Annotated in this window: 17 protein-coding genes and 1 pseudogene; 14 read left to right on the top strand and 4 right to left on the bottom strand. The window is 46.8% G+C overall.

From position 1 onward, the window contains the following. The first annotated feature begins 1 nt into the window (after position 1). The 6 genes and pseudogenes from gap to MKY62_RS18180 all read left to right on the top strand — a co-directional run bounded on the left by gap (position 2) and on the right by MKY62_RS18180 (position 6,770). Positions 2-1,009, top strand: a complete 1,008-nt coding sequence (gap, locus tag MKY62_RS18205; protein WP_003185466.1) for a type I glyceraldehyde-3-phosphate dehydrogenase — start codon at positions 2-4, stop codon at positions 1,007-1,009. 173 nt (positions 1,010-1,182) lie between these two features. Further along, positions 1,183-2,367 (top strand): phosphoglycerate kinase, encoded by a 1,185-nt coding sequence (locus MKY62_RS18200; RefSeq protein ID WP_003185465.1) that lies wholly within the window; start codon positions 1,183-1,185, stop codon positions 2,365-2,367. A gap of 30 nt (positions 2,368-2,397) precedes the next feature. Next, complete coding sequence (gene tpiA, locus MKY62_RS18195; RefSeq protein ID WP_003185464.1) at positions 2,398-3,159, top strand: triose-phosphate isomerase; 762 nt, start codon at positions 2,398-2,400, stop codon at positions 3,157-3,159. Then, positions 3,152-4,687 (top strand): 2,3-bisphosphoglycerate-independent phosphoglycerate mutase, encoded by a 1,536-nt coding sequence (gene gpmI / locus MKY62_RS18190; RefSeq protein WP_003185462.1) that lies wholly within the window; start codon positions 3,152-3,154, stop codon positions 4,685-4,687. Before tpiA ends, gpmI begins: the two co-directional genes overlap by 8 nt. Positions 4,688-4,709: 22 nt before the next feature. Beyond that, positions 4,710-6,002, top strand: a complete 1,293-nt coding sequence (gene eno / locus MKY62_RS18185) for a phosphopyruvate hydratase (RefSeq protein ID WP_003185460.1) — start codon at positions 4,710-4,712, stop codon at positions 6,000-6,002. A 135-nt stretch (positions 6,003-6,137) separates the two neighbouring features. Further along, positions 6,138-6,770 (top strand): annotated as a pseudogene (locus MKY62_RS18180) (type 1 glutamine amidotransferase family protein). Between the two features lie 602 nt (positions 6,771-7,372). Here MKY62_RS18180 and MKY62_RS18175 read toward each other — a convergent pair. Further along, positions 7,373-7,765: a hypothetical protein gene (locus MKY62_RS18175; protein WP_003185454.1), complete on the bottom strand. Its 393-nt coding sequence runs from the start codon at positions 7,763-7,765 to the stop codon at positions 7,373-7,375. A 287-nt stretch (positions 7,766-8,052) separates the two neighbouring features. Between MKY62_RS18175 and MKY62_RS18170 the strand changes: the two genes are divergently transcribed. The 3 genes from MKY62_RS18170 to MKY62_RS18160 all read left to right on the top strand — a co-directional run bounded on the left by MKY62_RS18170 (position 8,053) and on the right by MKY62_RS18160 (position 10,896). Continuing rightward, positions 8,053-9,000: an iron-siderophore ABC transporter substrate-binding protein gene (locus MKY62_RS18170; protein ID WP_011198331.1), complete on the top strand. Its 948-nt coding sequence runs from the start codon at positions 8,053-8,055 to the stop codon at positions 8,998-9,000. Between the two features lie 128 nt (positions 9,001-9,128). Next, a complete protein-coding gene (locus MKY62_RS18165) occupies positions 9,129-9,794 on the top strand; it encodes a zinc ribbon domain-containing protein (RefSeq protein ID WP_021837737.1) in 666 nt (221 codons plus the stop codon). After that, a complete protein-coding gene (locus MKY62_RS18160; protein ID WP_223307062.1) occupies positions 9,769-10,896 on the top strand; it encodes a hypothetical protein in 1,128 nt (375 codons plus the stop codon). Before MKY62_RS18165 ends, MKY62_RS18160 begins: the two co-directional genes overlap by 26 nt. Positions 10,897-10,939: 43 nt before the next feature. On the opposite strand, the gene MKY62_RS18155 is transcribed toward MKY62_RS18160, so the two are convergent. After that, the gene (locus MKY62_RS18155) at positions 10,940-11,719 is read right to left on the bottom strand and encodes a zinc ribbon domain-containing protein (protein ID WP_011198330.1); all 780 of its coding nucleotides are present in this window, start codon (positions 11,717-11,719) and stop codon (positions 10,940-10,942) included. A 162-nt stretch (positions 11,720-11,881) separates the two neighbouring features. Here MKY62_RS18155 and MKY62_RS18150 point away from each other — a divergent pair, with 162 nt between their 5' ends. Next, complete coding sequence (locus tag MKY62_RS18150; protein ID WP_003185444.1) at positions 11,882-12,514, top strand: NAAT family transporter; 633 nt, start codon at positions 11,882-11,884, stop codon at positions 12,512-12,514. 46 nt (positions 12,515-12,560) lie between these two features. Here MKY62_RS18150 and MKY62_RS18145 read toward each other — a convergent pair whose 3' ends face one another. Further along, complete coding sequence (locus MKY62_RS18145) at positions 12,561-13,100, bottom strand: GbsR/MarR family transcriptional regulator (RefSeq protein ID WP_003185442.1); 540 nt, start codon at positions 13,098-13,100, stop codon at positions 12,561-12,563. A gap of 257 nt (positions 13,101-13,357) precedes the next feature. Here MKY62_RS18145 and MKY62_RS18140 point away from each other — a divergent pair, with 257 nt between their 5' ends. From MKY62_RS18140 to MKY62_RS18125, 4 genes are read left to right on the top strand one after another with little or no spacing between them, the layout of a single operon-like run. Beyond that, positions 13,358-14,497: a betaine/proline/choline family ABC transporter ATP-binding protein gene (locus MKY62_RS18140; protein WP_003185439.1), complete on the top strand. Its 1,140-nt coding sequence runs from the start codon at positions 13,358-13,360 to the stop codon at positions 14,495-14,497. 21 nt (positions 14,498-14,518) lie between these two features. Continuing rightward, positions 14,519-15,172: an ABC transporter permease gene (locus tag MKY62_RS18135; protein ID WP_009329612.1), complete on the top strand. Its 654-nt coding sequence runs from the start codon at positions 14,519-14,521 to the stop codon at positions 15,170-15,172. Positions 15,173-15,185: 13 nt separating this feature from the next. Next, positions 15,186-16,103, top strand: a complete 918-nt coding sequence (gene opuCC / locus MKY62_RS18130) for an osmoprotectant ABC transporter substrate-binding lipoprotein OpuCC (protein ID WP_009329611.1) — start codon at positions 15,186-15,188, stop codon at positions 16,101-16,103. A gap of 16 nt (positions 16,104-16,119) precedes the next feature. After that, positions 16,120-16,797 carry an ABC transporter permease gene (locus MKY62_RS18125; protein ID WP_003185432.1) on the top strand — a complete coding sequence of 226 codons (678 nt, stop codon included), beginning with the start codon at positions 16,120-16,122 and terminating at the stop codon, positions 16,795-16,797. A gap of 47 nt (positions 16,798-16,844) precedes the next feature. Here the strand turns inward: MKY62_RS18125 and MKY62_RS18120 are convergent, their stop codons facing one another. Then, positions 16,845-17,243, bottom strand: a complete 399-nt coding sequence (locus tag MKY62_RS18120) for a helix-turn-helix transcriptional regulator (protein WP_009329610.1) — start codon at positions 17,241-17,243, stop codon at positions 16,845-16,847. Positions 17,244-17,292 lie beyond the last annotated feature (49 nt).

The raw sequence follows: 17,292 nt of genomic DNA, 5'->3' as shown, positions 1-17,292 counted from the left end.
CATGGCAGTAAAAGTCGGTATTAATGGTTTTGGTCGTATTGGACGCAATGTATTCCGCGCAGCATTAAATAATCCTGAAGTTGAGGTTGTGGCAGTTAACGATTTGACAGACGCTAACATGCTTGCTCACCTATTACAATATGATTCAGTACATGGAAAATTGGACGCAGAGGTTTCTGTTGACGGAAGCAACCTTGTTGTTAACGGTCAAACAATCCAAGTTACAGCAGAGCGCGATCCTTCTAAACTAAGCTGGGGAGAGCAAGGTGTTGAAATCGTTGTTGAATCAACTGGTTTCTTCACAAAACGCGCAGATGCGGCGAAACATTTGGAAGCCGGCGCGAAAAAAGTTATCATCTCAGCTCCTGCGAGTGAAGAAGATATTACAATCGTTATGGGTGTTAACGAAGATAAATACGATGCGGCTAACCACCATGTTATCTCTAACGCATCTTGCACAACAAACTGCCTTGCGCCGTTTGCAAAAGTTCTGAACGACAAATTCGGCATCAAACGCGGTATGATGACAACTGTTCACTCTTACACAAACGATCAGCAAATCCTGGATCTTCCGCACAAAGACTACCGTCGTGCGCGTGCGGCAGCTGAGAGCATCATTCCTACAACAACTGGTGCTGCGAAAGCCGTTTCCCTTGTACTTCCTGAACTGAAAGGAAAACTGAACGGCGGAGCAATGCGTGTTCCAACACCAAACGTATCACTTGTTGACCTGGTTGCTGAACTTGACAAAGAAGTAACAGCAGAAGAAGTAAACGCAGCGCTTAAAGAAGCAGCAGAAGGCGAACTTCAAGGCGTTCTTGGCTACAGCGAAGAGCCGCTTGTATCTAAAGACTACAACGGCAATACAAACTCTTCTACAATCGATGCTCTTTCTACAATGGTTATGGAAGGCAGCATGGTTAAAGTTATTTCTTGGTATGACAACGAAAGCGGATATTCTCACCGTGTTGTTGACCTTGCCGCTTACATCGCAAAACAAGGTCTTTAATCCGGAAACCAGAATCAGACTTGGTTCTTGATGAGAGAAGCGCTATAATGAAAGCGGACAAGGGAAGGGGACACACACTCCCTTTCCCTTTTTCCATATCGGCGCCTTTAAGCCGCCCGGGGATTTCCGTTTTCAGGCTTGTAAAACATTAAAAGGAGGATCTCCTAAAAGCCATGAACAAAAAATCAGTAAAAGACATTGATGTAAAAGGCCGCGTTGTTTTCTGCCGTGTTGACTTTAACGTTCCGATGAAGGACGGAAAAGTGACGGATGATACGAGAATCCGCGCCGCACTTCCGACGATTCAATACTTAACAGAGCAGGGAGCGAAAGTTCTTCTTGCAAGCCACTTGGGCCGTCCGAAAGGCCAGGTGTCAGAAGAGCTTCGCTTAACGCCGGTAGCCGCACGCCTCGGCGAACTGATCGGCAAAGAAGTGAAAAAAGCGGATGAAGCTTACGGCGACGCCGTCAAAGCGCAAATTTCCGAAATGAAAGACGGAGATATTCTCGTATTGGAAAATGTCCGCTTCTATCCGGGAGAAGAAAAGAATGATCCTGAGCTTTCTAAAGCGTTTGCCGACCTGGCTGACGTTTATGTCAATGATGCATTCGGAGCGGCTCACCGCGCCCATGCTTCAACAGCAGGCATCGCTGAACACCTTCCGGCTGTTGCAGGCTTCCTCATGGAAAAAGAGCTTGAAGTGCTGGGCAAAGCGCTGTCAAACCCTGAACGTCCGTTTACAGCGATCATCGGCGGCGCAAAAGTAAAAGACAAAATCGGCGTGATTGAAAGTCTTCTTGAGAAAGTAGACAACCTGATCATCGGCGGCGGTCTTGCTTACACGTTCGTCAAAGCGCTCGGCCATGAAGTGGGAAAATCCCTGCTGGAAGAAGATAAAATTGAATTGGCTAAATCTTTCATGGACCGCGCCAAAGAAAAAGGCGTGAACTTCTACATGCCTACAGACGTGCTTGTTGCTGACGATTTCTCAAACGACGCCAACACGAAAATCGTGCCGGTAAGCGAAATCCCTAGCGACTGGGAAGCGCTTGACATCGGCGAGGAAACAAGAAAAACATATGCCGACGTCATCAAAAACAGCAAGCTTGTCGTTTGGAACGGACCGATGGGCGTATTCGAAATCGACGCGTTCGCTAAAGGAACAAGAGCTGTCGCTGAAGCATTAGCAGAGGCAAATGATACATACTCTGTCATCGGCGGCGGAGACTCTGCAGCTGCTGTAGAAAAGTTCGGCTTGGCTGACAAAATGAGCCACATTTCAACAGGCGGCGGAGCTTCCCTTGAGTTTATGGAAGGAAAAGAACTTCCTGGCGTCAAAGCATTGAACGACAAGTAAGCAAAATATACAGCATAAGGAGTGGAGCACATGAGAAAACCAATTATAGCCGGTAACTGGAAGATGAATAAAGTGCTTTCAGAAGCTGTCAGCTTCGTTGAAGAAGTGAAATCTTCCATTCCCGCAGCAGATAAAGCAGAAGCTGTTGTCTGTGCGCCTGCACTGTTCCTTGAAAAGCTCACATCAGCTGTAAAAGGCACAGATCTGAAAGTCGGCGCGCAAAACATGCATTTTGAAGAAAGCGGAGCTTTCACGGGTGAAATCAGCCCTGCGGCTTTGAAAGACCTTGGAGTTGAATACTGCGTCATCGGCCACTCCGAGCGCCGCGAAATGTTTGCTGAAACGGATGAAACGGTCAACAAAAAAGCGCATGCTGCATTTAAATACGGCATCGTTCCGATCATCTGCGTAGGTGAAACGCTTGAAGAGCGCGAAGCAAACAAAACAAACGAGCTTGTTGCAGACCAAGTGAAAAAAGCACTTGCAGGTTTAACAACTGAACAGGTAGCTGCTTCCGTGATCGCTTATGAGCCGATCTGGGCGATTGGAACCGGCAAGTCTTCAACTGCACAAGATGCAAACGAAGTATGCGCGCACATCCGCAAAACCGTGGCATCAGAGTTCGGACAAACTGCAGCAGACAGCGTCCGCATTCAGTACGGCGGAAGCGTAAAACCTGCGAACATTAAAGAATATATGGCCGAATCCGATATCGACGGCGCTCTTGTTGGCGGAGCAAGCCTTGAGCCGCAGTCTTTCGTGCAATTATTGGAGGCAGGTCAATATGAGTAACAAGTTAGCCGCGCTCATCATTTTAGATGGGTTTGGACTAAGGGACGAAACCGTCGGAAACGCCGTAGCCCAAGCGAAAAAACCGAACTTTGACCGCTATTGGAACAAGTATCCGCACCAGACGCTGACAGCTTCAGGAGAAGCGGTAGGTCTTCCAGACGGCCAGATGGGCAACTCGGAAGTCGGCCATCTGAATATCGGCGCAGGCCGGATCGTTTACCAAAGTCTGACGCGCGTGAACGTTGCGATTCGCGAGGGAGAATTCGAACAGAACGAAACATTCCTTGCAGCGATGAAGCACGTGAAAGAAAAAGGCACAAACCTCCACTTGTTCGGACTGCTGTCTGACGGCGGAGTGCACAGCCACATTCACCATTTATATGCACTCTTGAAACTTGCCAAAAAAGAAGGCGTTGAAAACGTCTATATTCACGGCTTCCTTGACGGCCGCGATGTAGGCCCGCAAACAGCTGAGAAGTACATCAAAGAGCTTCAGGATCAAATCGAAGAAATCGGCGTCGGCGAGATCGCAACATTGTCAGGCCGCTACTATTCAATGGACCGAGACAAGCGCTGGGACCGCGTCGAAAAAGCGTACCGCGCCATGGCATACGGAGAGGGACCGAAATATCAAAATCCGCTCGATGTCGTGAAAGATTCTTATGAAAACGGAATTTACGATGAATTCGTGATTCCTTCCGTCATTACGAAAGAAAACGGCGAACCTGTTGCGACAATCAAGGACAACGATGCGGTCATTTTCTACAACTTCAGACCCGACCGTGCGATCCAGATTTCCAACACGTTCACCAATGACGACTTCCGCGACTTCGACCGCGGAGACAAGCATCCGAAAAACCTTCATTTCGTTTGCTTGACACATTTCAGTGAAACGGTTGACGGATACGTGGCATTCAAACCGGTCAATCTCGACAACACAGTCGGCGAAGTTTTATCCCAAAACGGGCTGAAGCAGCTTCGCATCGCTGAAACTGAAAAATATCCGCACGTCACATTCTTTATGAGCGGCGGACGCGAAGAAAAGTTCCCGGGCGAAGAGCGAATCTTAATCGACTCGCCTAAAGTCGCAACATATGACTTGAAACCTGAAATGAGCGCATATGAAGTAAAAGATGCGCTTGTCAAAGAAATTGAGGCTGAAAAGCATAACGCGATCATCCTCAACTTTGCCAACCCTGACATGGTTGGACATTCAGGAAAAGTCGAGCCGACGGTCAAAGCAATCGAAGCGGTTGACGAGTGCCTCGGCGAAGTCGTTGATGCGATTCTTGCAAAAGGCGGCTACGCGATTATTACGGCCGACCACGGTAACGCAGACGTGCTGATTACCGAAGAAGGCAAGCCGCACACCGCACATACGACAAACCCGGTTCCTGTCATCGTCACAAAAGAAGGCGTGACATTAAGAGAAGGCGGAATCCTCGGGGATCTGGCGCCAACTCTTTTAGACTTGCTGGGTGTTGAAAAACCGAAAGAAATGACAGGATCGTCATTAATTCAAAAATAAGCATTAAAGGAGAGAAACAAACATGCCATACATTGTTGATGTTTATGCACGTGAAGTATTAGACTCCCGCGGTAACCCGACGGTTGAAGTTGAAGTATACACTGAATCAGGAGCTTTTGGACGCGCGCTGGTTCCAAGCGGAGCTTCCACTGGCGAATACGAAGCTGTTGAGCTTCGCGACGGCGACAAAGACCGCTACCTTGGAAAAGGCGTTTTAACAGCCGTTAACAACGTGAACGAAATCATCGCACCCGAGCTTATCGGCTTTGATGTGACTGAGCAAGTATCAATCGACAAATTGCTGATCGAACTTGACGGAACTGAAAATAAAGGCAAGCTCGGCGCCAACGCCATCCTTGGTGTATCAATGGCCGTTGCCCGCGCAGCTGCGGATTTCTTGCAGATTCCTCTATACCAATACCTTGGAGGATTCAACTCTAAAACGCTTCCTGTACCGATGATGAACATCGTAAACGGCGGAGAGCATGCGGACAACAACGTTGACATTCAAGAATTCATGATCATGCCTGTCGGTGCGGAAAACTTCCGCGAAGCACTTCGCATGGGAGCACAAATTTTCCACAGCCTGAAATCAGTCTTGAAAGAAAAAGGCTTGAACACAGCTGTAGGTGATGAAGGCGGATTCGCTCCAAACCTTGGATCTAACGAAGAAGCGCTTCAAACAATCGTTGAAGCGATCGAAAAAGCAGGATTCAAACCTGGCGAAGAAGTGAAATTGGCAATGGATGCTGCATCTTCTGAGTTCTACAACAAAGAAGACGGCAAATACCATCTTGCAGGCGAAGGCGTTGTAAAAACGTCAGCTGAAATGGTTGACTGGTACGAGGAGCTGACTTCTAAGTACCCAATCATCTCAATCGAAGACGGCCTTGACGAAAACGACTGGGAAGGCCACAAACTTCTGACTGAGCGTCTTGGCTCAAAAGTTCAGCTTGTCGGTGACGACCTTTTCGTAACAAACACGAAAAAGCTTGCTGAAGGAATCAAAAACGGCGTCGGCAACTCTATCCTGATCAAAGTAAACCAAATCGGTACATTGACTGAAACTTTCGATGCGATCGAAATGGCGAAACGCGCAGGCTACACTGCCGTTATCTCTCACCGCTCCGGTGAAACTGAAGACAGCACAATCGCTGACATCGCTGTGGCAACAAACGCAGGACAAATCAAAACAGGTGCTCCGTCTCGTACGGACCGTGTTGCGAAATACAACCAGCTTCTTCGCATCGAAGATCAATTGGCTGAAACTGCGCAATACCACGGTATTCAATCTTTCTACAACTTGAATAAGTAAGCATAAAAAAGAGGTTGGCTGCAGATGCGGCCAACCTCTTTTAAATGTGAAAGCTGAATTTCCTTTACCCTGACAAAAGCTGTCAGGGTTTTTGATTATAATAGGCTGTATCAATTGCGATTGGAGTGTTACTGGATGCAGTCGAAAACAGTATATCTTTATGCATTCCATACAATGTCAGATTGGGAATATGGATATTTAATGGCCGAACTGAACTCGGGAAGATATTTCAAAAAAGATGCGGCACCTTTAAAAGTCATGACAATAGGAGTGAATAAAGAAATGGTGACGACGATGGGTGGACTGCGCATAAAACCGGATATCTCCCTTGATGAGTGGACGCCCGAGAGTGCGGATCTAATCATTTTACCCGGAGGGAATACTTGGGGAGAAAAGATTCATCAGCCGATCTTGAAAAAGGCCGGCGAAGCTTTAGAGCTTGGCGCGATGGTTGCCGCAATATGAGGTGCAACTGCGGGACTGGCGAATAGCGGATATCTGGATTCAAGAAAGCATACAAGCAATGACTTGGCCTATATGAAAATGGTCTGTCCTCATTATAAAGGAGAACCGTTTTATGAGATGGGACCCGCGGTATCAAATGGGAATCTGGTTACTGCATCAGGAGCGGCTCCTCTCGAATTCGCAAGGGAAGTGCTGAAAAAATTAGACGTGTTTGCACCGGATACATTGGATTCATGGTATCAACTCAATAAGACCGGTCAACGTGAATACTTCTTCAAGCTAATGAATTCAATCAATAAATGAGCTGAAAGACCAAGAATTTAGTCGATGTCGAAGCAATTCGGCGGAAAAGCTAGATTTCATGAGTGAAAAAGGTTTTTTCCCTAATTTTATGTTCTCCTTGATATGGTATAATCTACCTCGTATAAAAAGCTTTGCTCACTCAAGGGAAGTCTTGCTCATCCCCTTCTGAAAGGGGGTGATAAAAATGACAGCATATGAAACAATCTCTTTAATGATTGCTTTTGGCATGCTGATTGCCATGTTGTCAGAGAACAAAGAAAAATAGACCGCCCCTTGAGCCTGGAAAGTGATAGGGAGTGGTCTATTTTAGGTCAATCTGAGCAAGCCCCTTCGAAGGGCCGGCTTTTTGTACAAGCCGAAGTGTTGGAGCACTTCGGTCTTTTTAGTATATGCAACATGTTTACTTAGATATCTATATCATAAAGAATTTTCATTAATTTGTAAATGGCGAAAGCAAATGTTGTTTTTTAAAAAATCAATCGTCAGATTACGCATTGGCAAGTGATTTTCTCAGAGCACCATATTGACCAGCGCCGTTTATAGAAACCACTGAGTTCGACCTTGGCTCCAACACCCCGTCAGCCTAAGAAAAACCCACCCGTTTATCGCAGATTTTTCGCAGGCTTCAGAAACCAGGCGGGAAGAAAACCGCTGATGCCAACGATCAAAAAACCAATGATCGACAACAGCGCAATCGCGATGGGAGAGAGGGCTTGCTGAAGGCTGTAAGCCGAACAGGAAAGCAGCACGCCTAATCCTAAGGTGATGAGGAAGACCTTTTGATTTGTAAAAAACAACGTTTCAGATCTAGTGAATTTGGCATAAATCAAAGGAAGACCTGTATAGCACCCGATGATAAACGTAAAAAGCACCGCTTCCGATAATTGAAAAACGGCTGAATTGCCGGCTCCAAATATTTCACCAAAAGAAATCGACCAATTGCTCAGCATGACAAGTCCGAAAAGGTAGAAACCACTCAATAAAAACTTAGTCAAATCACCCCTCCTTACTATGGTAAAAAAAACATATTCATACAAGATTATGTTAACCTAATGAATTCAAAGTGTCTAGAAGGAGGATCATCCCGGTTTTCGTAAGAAGACGATATGCTCATTGTACAGTGTCTGCCGAGCAGGGTTTTCTTTATCCGGATGCAGCTCAAAAGCGGTTTTTAGCACAATCCAAAACAGATATATAGGAATTTCATATTGACTTTAGGTTGATTCATTATATAATCTAATTGATAATGAAAATCACTTGAGAAAAGGGGATCCTACATATCATGAAACGTTTTAAATGGTTTGCACTGTTCGCTGCGCTTATCCTTTTATTAGCCGCCTGCGGAAATCAAGATAAAGATCAATCTGCGGAGAAGAACGGCAGCAAAGATTCCTATACTGTAAAGCACGCAATGGGAACAGCGACAATTGACGGCACTCCGAAAAAAGTCGTCGTACTCACGAATGAAGCGACAGAAGCAGTGCTCGCACTTGGCGTAAAACCTGTCGGCGCCGTTCAATCCTGGCTGGGAGATCCATGGTATGACCATATTAAAGATAAAATGAAAGGCGTAGAGAACGTCGGAACGGAGGCTGCGCCGAATATTGAAAAAATCGCGAGCCTGAAGCCTGACTTAATCATCGGCAACAAAATCCGCCAAGAAGAAGTATACGACAAGCTGAAAGCAATCGCGCCGACCGTATTTGCCGAGACATTGTCAGGGGAATGGAAAAACAACTTTAAGCTTACTGCCGAAGCGCTCAATAAAAAAGCTGAAGGCGAAAAAGTCATCGCTGACTTTGACAAGCGCGTTGAAGACATTCATGAAAAACTAGGCGATAAAGTGAAACAAAAAGTCTCTCTCGTCCGCTTTACAGATGCTGATACCCGCATCTATCACAAAGGATCATTTGCCGGAACGATTTTGGATCAGCTCGGTTTTGCAAGGCCTAAAGGCCAGGAAGCCAACGATCTCGGACAAATGGAAGTGACAAAGGAACAAATTCCTGATATGGACGGGGACGTGCTTTTTTATTACACGTATGAGACAGGCGATGACAAAGCAAGCGCCATTGAGAAAGACTATGTCAATGATCCGCTCTTTAAAAACTTAAACGTCTCCAAAAAAGGAAACGTCCATAAAGTGAGCGATGCCATCTGGAATACAGCAGGGGGCGTCCTTGCAGCAAACCTGATGCTTGATGATATTGAAAAATACTTTTTAAAATGATCAAAAAAGCCAAACGGATCAGCGCATTCGTTTGGCTTTTTTTGATGCGGCCTTAATATTAAATCCCTTCTTACGATAAATATAGTATAAAATGACTAATTGTGTTTTTGTTTGATGGGAGGAAAGTCATGGATTTTTGCAAGGAATGTGGAAGGGAACGAACAAAAAATGCGCTGTATTGCAAGCATTGCGGCGCGCGGGCGGACGAGGAACGAGCTTCCGACCCGGCGGCAAGGTATCAGCGTGCGATGACACGAAAAAGAATCATCATCATGGCGGCAATCGCGGCCTGCTTGATTTTATTGTTTGCCGGCTATAAAACCGGTGAAGCACTCACATCAAAGGAAAAACTGATTTCCGATTTTGAAGCCGCCCTCGATCAGAAAGATGCCAAGAAAGCAGCAAAACTGCTTCAATCATCAGACGTGGATCTGGCTGTCACGGAGAAAAACGTCAAGCCGCTCTTGGATTACTTGAAAGAACACCCGGATGAAGAAAAAGAATTGATCACATCCTTAAAAAGCGGTGCCGGCCATCCATTGATGACGATCGAAAAAAAGGGCAGGCGTTTTTGGATCTATGACCGCTATGTCTTGAACACGGAGCCTGTCTACTTAACGGTTAAGACAAACTATAAAGATACCGGCCTGTTTGTTAACGGCAAAAAGGTCATCACAACAGAAAAAGAAAACTTCGAGAAAAAAATCGGCCCGTTTGTCCCCGGTACTTACGAGGTGAAGGCAAAGCTGAAAAGCGGAATCGCCGATCTTGAAGGTCACCGCCCTCCAAGGTGATGTGAAGGTTAATGCGGACCTTAACGGGCACATGGCAAAGCTTGTCTTTGAAGAAGGCTATGAAAACTTGAAAGGAACGCTCTGGATCAATGATCAGGAGATGAAGATCAATCCATTCAAAGGAACTGAATTCGGACCTGTGCTGACTGACGGTTCAATGTCTGCTCAGGTTGAGGCGCAATTTCCGTGGGGGAAGCTGAAAAGCGAAAAAACGCCGATTGAAGGTGAAGAAATCGAAGTCAATCTTGCATCAGACAAAGGGTTTATGGATGACATGATGACCGCTGTCGTCAACCATACAAAGGAAGCAGCAAAGGCCTTTGCAAGCGGCAATGTCAGCGGCATGACAATGGCCGCCCCGTCTTATCAAAACCGCCTGAAAGAGGTCACGGACGGGCTGAAAAGCAGCAGCACCTACTATAAAGGCACCTACTTATCTACTGTATTTGATCTTGATTCGTTCCGGCTATACAAAGAAGACGGGCAATGGAAAACAGAGCTCAAAGGGATTGAAAAGCACAAATCGGCCTATTATGACGACTACATTGCGCCTAAACTGAAAGAAAACGATAGCGGATATACGTACACATTGGTCTATTCCGAAGGCAAGAAAAAGTGGCTCATCGAAAAAAGCGATCCTGAAGCCGTTATCGATATCGAGCATCAAAAAGAAATCAAAAATGACAATCCGAAGGAATACACATCGGCATGGGCCTCAGCGAAAGGGGCCATGAACAATGCATCAGCAGGCGAAGAGCTCACCGACCAAAAGGTTGCTTTCGCCATTGAAGCGTATTTATACAGGCTACAAGACGCCATCAACACAAACGATTTCGGCCTCGTCCGCGACAGCTTGAAAGAAGGAAGTCCGCTGTACAACGATCAAAAGAAACTGGTCGCTAAACTGTACAACAGCGGGACAGAGGAGGAAGTCGTCCAATTCAGCGTAAACAGCTGGAAGCAAAACGGGCGGGAGGCAACGATTAAGACAACGGAGAAAATTAATATTATCAAAGGCGGAAAAGAACAGTTAAAAACGTATCATTGGACATATCACGCCGCCATCGAGGACGGCAGATTGCTCTTAACGTCAATAGAATAAAAAAAAAGCCCTTTTCCTCAATGGAAAAAGGCTTTTCAATTCACTAAAACAGCCGCCCTAATATAGAGCCTCCGATCCTTCCGATATATTCAAGAAACAAATCTCCCATGATCCGCACCGACATAAATGTCAGCAAATAGACGATCAGCGTCGCGTAAATCGTATCAACAGCGCCTTCCGCTTTTTCGTGATAGCTCGAGATGACAGCCGGCGGAATTAAAAAGGCGATGCCGCAAAGGGCAAAGAAAAGAACATATATAAACAAACCCGTTTGCATGAATGATAAAAGCAAAGCGGCGAGCAGAAGGGCGACGAAAGGAATAAGCACCGCTCCGAACCGCCCGAGCACTTCCTTAAATGCCGCTTGCACACCCCGAATGCGCACGCCTGCGTATGTAAAAACAAATAATAAGAAAATATAAATAGCAAAGGTAACAGCGGGCTTTACGACGATATCAAAAAATGTCGGCATTGCGTAGGAGCGGCCGAATACTCCGGAATAGTCCCCCATGGCGTCAAAGAAGCCTTTGAGGCCGAAATAAAACATCAGCGGCACCGAAAGCGCAAATATCACCATTGTGGTGATGCTGTTGAGGACGTGCTGTTCTCCGGCGTTTTTCATTTCGATAAACGGTCGTTTCAGCACCTTTAAACAATAGGAAAAATACATGGAAGACGCTTGTTTCGCCGCCTCCGCATATCTAGCTGCCTGCGGCGTTTCAGCTGCTCCTTTTCCGCCATCACTGCCGCCGGCCAAACTTGACCCGCACTGCTCGCAAAATTTTCCGCCATCTGTTTGATGGCCGCACTTTGAACATGTCATGAAAATAAAATCTCCTTTAAAATAGTTATTTTGGCCTATAAAGGTTCATTATAAATGAAAGTGCAGGAAGGTGTCATTGTTTTTTGAAAGTTTAAGCGGTCAGCGTCGGAGGTAAAAATCGATTACCCGTATTTTTATACAGAGGAAGGAGTGGCTTTAACCGTGTTTGCTTTTATCATCCACGTTTTTGTATCATTGTTCGCCGTCACAAATCCGATCGGCAATGTTCCGATCTTTTTAGCGCTCACAGAAGGCTACGAAGCGAAAGAACGCACCGCATTGGCGAGAAAGGCCGCGGTTTTATCGTTTCTGATCCTGATCGCGTTTCTCATATTCGGAGAGTTTATCTTCAGGCTTTTTGACATCAACATCCATGCGCTGCGAATTGCCGGCGGCATATTTATATTCGGAATTGCCTACAACCTGCTGAATGCAAAGCAGTCCCATGTTCAGTCGCTGCATCATGCTGAGCATCGCGAGAGCAAGGAAAAGGAGGATATATCGGTGACGCCGCTCAGCATTCCGATCATTTCGGGGCCAGGAACGATTGCGACGGTGATGAGCCTTTCGGCCGGAAGCCGCAGTCTGGTGCATTTTGGCGGAATGATCATCGGCATCGCCGCCGTCCTCCTGCTGACGTTTGCGGCCTTTCATTATTCTACGCTGATCAGCAACAAATTGGGCCAGACGGAGATGAACGTGATCACCCGGCTGATGGGCCTGATTTTGGCTGTCGTGGCGGTCGGCATGATCGGAACGGGATTGAAAGGGATGTTTCCGGTGTTGGCGGGATAATTGAGGAAATGCAAAAAAGCTGCTTAGTCTTCGCAGCTTTTTTTGTTTATGAAGGTTTTGGCACATGCTTGAAGATCTCTTCGCTTTCCAAAAACGCGATCAGATTGTCAAGCCACTCGCAGTAATCGATCCATTGTTTTGTTTCAGCCAGCAGCTCGTTGATTTTAGCTTCGGTTTCAGGCGTAAGGCCTTCTTCCTCGAGCGCCTCCAACAGCTCTTTTCTGATTTTTTTCCCAATCATCCTGTTCTTTTTGGCGACTTTGCTCCAGTTGGCCGTAAACAATGAAATAAACGTTTGATAATAGTCTTGTTCGACATCGTACAGATCTTTGCGGACGCCTTTTTCAAAAACTTTTTCAGCTATATTTAAATCGATCATTTCGCGGACGACCTGGCTCATTCTCGTTTTGCTCATGCCCGTTTCTTCTGACAGTTCATTTAAGGTCATCGGCTTTCTGTTCATATAGATGATCCCGAGCACGCGGCCGACAGTTGATGATAGACCGTATGTATTCATATTTTCGGCGATTTTTTCTATGAAATGTTCTTCCGCTTGTTCAATCACTTTTAAAGCGTTTTCCTCCAAAGCTCATCATCCCTTCGGGCAGCCAATTTTATTGTCAATATATCATAATTTTGTTAGCGGTTGAAAACACTAAAACGACAGAAAAACAAAGAAATCAGCCGCAATTTTAAGAATAACCGGCAAATTGATGCCATGAATATATTTTTTTATGTCTTATATATATAATTTGAACACTTTGTAAACTTTTTATTTTACAAAGTGTATCTTATAATGAATGAGATGTTGAAATTTTTAAAAAACAGTTGGAGGTGTGCGTTTTGCTGAAGCTAGAGAATGTATCAAAGGTTTATAAAGGCGGAAAAAAAGCGGTCAAAAACATTAACCTTGATATAGCAAAAGGTGAATTTATCGTCTTTATCGGACCGAGCGGCTGCGGGAAAACAACGACGATGAAAATGATCAACCGCTTGATTGAACCGACTTCAGGAAGCATTTACATCGACGGAGAAAACATAATGGATCAGGACCCGGTGGAGCTGCGCCGGAAAATCGGCTATGTCATTCAGCAAATCGGACTCTTTCCCCATATGACGATTCAGCAGAATATCACGCTCGTTCCGAGGCTTTTGAAATGGCCGGAAGAAAAGCGAAAGAAGCGGGCGGAGGAACTGCTGCAGCTCGTTGATATGGGGCCGGAATATTTGAACCGCTACCCTCATGAACTAAGCGGCGGACAGCAGCAGAGAATCGGCGTGCTGCGGGCGCTTGCGGCAGAGCCGCCCCTCATTTTAATGGATGAACCGTTCGGAGCGCTGGACCCGATTACCCGTGATTCGCTTCAGGAAGAGTTCAAAAAGCTTCAGAAATCGCTGGACAAAACGATTGTCTTTGTAACCCACGATATGGATGAAGCGATTAAGCTTGCTGACAGAATCGTCATCCTTCGCGCCGGCGAGATCGTGCAAGTCGGATCGCCTGACGACATTTTGCGGAAACCGGCGGATGAATTCGTTGAGGAATTTATCGGAAAAGAGAGGCTTCTTCAGTCCCGTCCTGACATCGAGCATGTCGAACAAGTAATGAACCCGAATCCGGTCACGATTACGAGCGAAAAAAACCTGACTGAAGCAATTCAAGTGATGAGGGAACGCCGCGTCGATTCACTGCTCGTCGTGGACGAACACAATGTCTTAAAAGGATATATCGATGTTGAAATCATCGATCAGAACCGGAAAAAATCCGTCACAGTCGGGGAGGTTGTCAATGAGAATGTTTACTCCGTTCAAAAAGGAACGCTCATCAGGGATACCGTCCGGAAAATTTTGAAAAGGGGATTCAAATATGTTCCCGTTCTTGATGAAGAGGGCCGCCTTGTCGGGATTGTCACAAGGGCAAACCTTGTCGATATCGTGTACGACTCGATTTGGGGAGATGAAGAAACCCTTGTTCAACGTTAAATGCAGGGAGGTGCATCAATCATGAATCAGCTTGTCCAATTTCTTCAGCACAACGGCGGGGAAATGCTTTATAAAACATGGGAGCACTTATATATATCCATTTTCGCGGTTCTGCTCGGCATCATTTTCGCGGTTCCGCTCGGTGTCGTTTTAACGAGAATGAAAAAAGGAGCCGGCGTCGTGATCGGCGTTGTCAACATCATTCAGACGCTGCCGAGTTTGGCGATCCTGGCGTTTTTTATCCCGCTTCTCGGAGTGGGAAAGATTCCGGCGATTGTCGCGCTGTTTTTCTATTCAGTCCTACCGATTCTGAGAAACACTTACACGGGCGTAAAAGGCGTCAATCAAAATTTGCTTGAGTCAGGAAAGGGAATCGGTATGACTGCATGGGAACAAATCCGCCTGGTCGAGCTGCCGCTATCGGTGCCGGTGATCATGGCAGGCATCCGGACGTCCACCGTTTACTTAATCGGCTGGGCGACGCTTTCGGCTTTTATCGGCGGCGGCGGTCTCGGCGACTATATTTTTATCGGGCTCAACCTGTACCAGCCTGAGTACATTATCGCCGGAGCGGTGCCGGTTACGATACTGGCCATCGTGATCGACTATATTCTGTCGAAAACCGAAGACAAAGTCACGCCTCAAGGATTAAAAGGGATGAAGGAAGTATCATAAGGAGTTGGCTCTTATGCAAACAAAAAAACTGAGACGGCTCGGCGCCGTCATGCTGGTCCTCTCGCTTTTGATCAGCGGCTGTGCGCTGCCGGGCCTTGGCGGGGCTTCCGATAAAACGATCAAAATCGGAGCGCAAAACCTGACCGAATCCGAAATTCTTGCCAATATGATCTCGCTTTTGATCGAGCATGATACGGATCTCAATACGGTGCTGGTCAAAAACCTCGGCTCAAACTATGTGCAGCACCAGGCCATGCTCGGCGGAGACATCGACATTTCTGCGACGCGCTATTCGGGAACTGACCTGACAAGCACGCTTGGAAGGGAAGCGGAGAAAGACCCGAAAAAAGCGCTCCGCATCGTACAGCAGGACTTTCAAAAGAAATTCAACTACAAATGGTTCGATTCTTACGGATTTGACAATACGTACGCTTTTACAGTCACGAAAGAACTCGCTGAAAAAGGGAACTATGAAACCATATCCGATCTGAAAAAAGACGCGGATCAACTGAAGCTTGGCGTTGACAATGCATGGCTGAAACGAAAAGGCGACGGATATCCGGGATTTAAACAGGAATACGGGTTTTCATTTGGCTCGACCTTTCCAATGCAGATCGGACTCGTTTATGACGCCGTCAAAAACGGCAAAATGGATATCGTTCTTGCCTATTCAACAGACGGCAGGATCAAAGCCTATGATTTAAAGCTGTTAAAAGACGATAAACGCTTTTTCCCGCCGTATGACTGTTCGCCGGTCGTGCCGGAAAAAGTGCTGAAGGAGCATCCGGAGCTTGAAGAGACCATCAATAAACTGATTGGAAAAATCGACACCGAAACGATGCAGGAGCTCAATTACGAAGTCGATGGAAAGCTGAAAGAGCCTTCTGTCGTCGCGGCCGAGTTTTTAAAGAAGCACAATTATTTTGAGTAAAAGGAGGGGATGACAAATGGAAGTGCTGCAGCAGCTTTGGACGTATTACGCGCAAAACGGCGGCTATGTGCTGGGGGAATTTTACCGCCACTTTTTAATGTCGGCATACGGCGTATTGTTCGCCGCCGTCGTCGGCATCCCGGCCGGCATTTTCATCGCCAGATACCGTAAAATCAGCAAATGGGTCTTTTCCATCACTAATGTCATTCAAACGGTTCCGGCGCTGGCGATGCTCGCCGTCTTGATGCTTGTCATGGGGCTCGGCGCAAACACGGTGATTCTTTCATTGTTTTTGTATTCGCTGTTGCCGATCATTCGAAACACATATACGGGAATCGCCAGCATCGAGCATGCCTATCTTGAATCAGGGAAGGCGATGGGCATGACGAAATTTCAAGTGCTCCGGATGGTGGAGCTTCCCCTCGCCTTGTCGGTCATTATGGCGGGGCTCAGAACCGCGCTCGTCATCGCGATCGGCATTACGGCCATCGGCACGTTTGTCGGCGCAGGCGGCCTCGGGGATATCATTGTCAGGGGATCAAACGCGACCAACGGAACAGCGATCATTCTAGCAGGCGCGATCCCGACGGCGCTGATGGCGATCATCGCCGATCTGTTCATGGGATGGCTCGAGCGTGCGCTGAGCCCCGTTAAGCATCATAAAGGCAAGACGCCGAATCCGGATGCCGCTTAAGGCAGCCGAAAAAAGCCGAACTTCTCCTAAAAGGGAAATTCGGCTTTTTATGATTGGCGCTTCTTCGCTTCATTAACCAAAAAATGAAAATACTGTTCGAGGTTGAGCAGGTCTTCGCGGGACAAACAGTCCCATTTCTCGGGTTTAAACAGCCACAGGTCTTCGACGCCGTGCTTGGCCGCGATCTCCTGCATCGTGACATAGCCGCGCGGCTGTTCGCGAATCTCGTCAGCTCTCATATAACCGGCAATATCCATGAGCTGCTCGTACGGCATTTTCAGAGCCTCGGCCAATTTTCTGATCGTCGCGGGCTTGGGAACGCCGCGGTGGCCGTTTTCGATTCTGGAAATGGCTGCGGCGCTCACACCGGCATACATGGCAAGCTGATTAACCGACAGGCTTCTTTGTTCCCTCAGCTCTTTGAGCCGCTCGCCGAACCTTGTCATCGCCATCCCCCCCCCCGCAAATTCATGATATGAACATTTTAATACAAAT

It is taken from the genome of Bacillus sp. FSL R7-0646, assembly GCF_037969865.1.
In the GTDB taxonomy this organism is placed as follows: Bacteria; Bacillota; Bacilli; order Bacillales; family Bacillaceae; genus Bacillus; species Bacillus licheniformis.
This window is presented reverse-complemented; position numbering and strand designations above follow the sequence as displayed.

Excerpts from the sequence above, each read along its gene's own strand:
- eno (WP_003185460.1), top strand. The coding sequence starts at position 4,710 with ATGCCATACATTGTTGATGTTTATGCACGTGAAGTATTAGACTCCCGC.
- MKY62_RS18170 (WP_011198331.1), top strand. The coding sequence starts at position 8,053 with ATGAAACGTTTTAAATGGTTTGCACTGTTCGCTGCGCTTATCCTTTTA.
- MKY62_RS18135 (WP_009329612.1), top strand. The coding sequence starts at position 14,519 with ATGAATCAGCTTGTCCAATTTCTTCAGCACAACGGCGGGGAAATGCTT.
- tpiA (WP_003185464.1), top strand. The coding sequence starts at position 2,398 with ATGAGAAAACCAATTATAGCCGGTAACTGGAAGATGAATAAAGTGCTT.
- MKY62_RS18155 (WP_011198330.1), bottom strand. The coding sequence starts at position 11,719 with ATGACATGTTCAAAGTGCGGCCATCAAACAGATGGCGGAAAATTTTGC.
- gap (WP_003185466.1), top strand. The coding sequence starts at position 2 with ATGGCAGTAAAAGTCGGTATTAATGGTTTTGGTCGTATTGGACGCAAT.
- MKY62_RS18165 (WP_021837737.1), top strand. The coding sequence starts at position 9,129 with ATGGATTTTTGCAAGGAATGTGGAAGGGAACGAACAAAAAATGCGCTG.
- opuCC (WP_009329611.1), top strand. The coding sequence starts at position 15,186 with ATGCAAACAAAAAAACTGAGACGGCTCGGCGCCGTCATGCTGGTCCTC.
- MKY62_RS18120 (WP_009329610.1), bottom strand. The coding sequence starts at position 17,243 with ATGACAAGGTTCGGCGAGCGGCTCAAAGAGCTGAGGGAACAAAGAAGC.
- gpmI (WP_003185462.1), top strand. The coding sequence starts at position 3,152 with ATGAGTAACAAGTTAGCCGCGCTCATCATTTTAGATGGGTTTGGACTA.
- MKY62_RS18200 (WP_003185465.1), top strand. The coding sequence starts at position 1,183 with ATGAACAAAAAATCAGTAAAAGACATTGATGTAAAAGGCCGCGTTGTT.
- MKY62_RS18125 (WP_003185432.1), top strand. The coding sequence starts at position 16,120 with ATGGAAGTGCTGCAGCAGCTTTGGACGTATTACGCGCAAAACGGCGGC.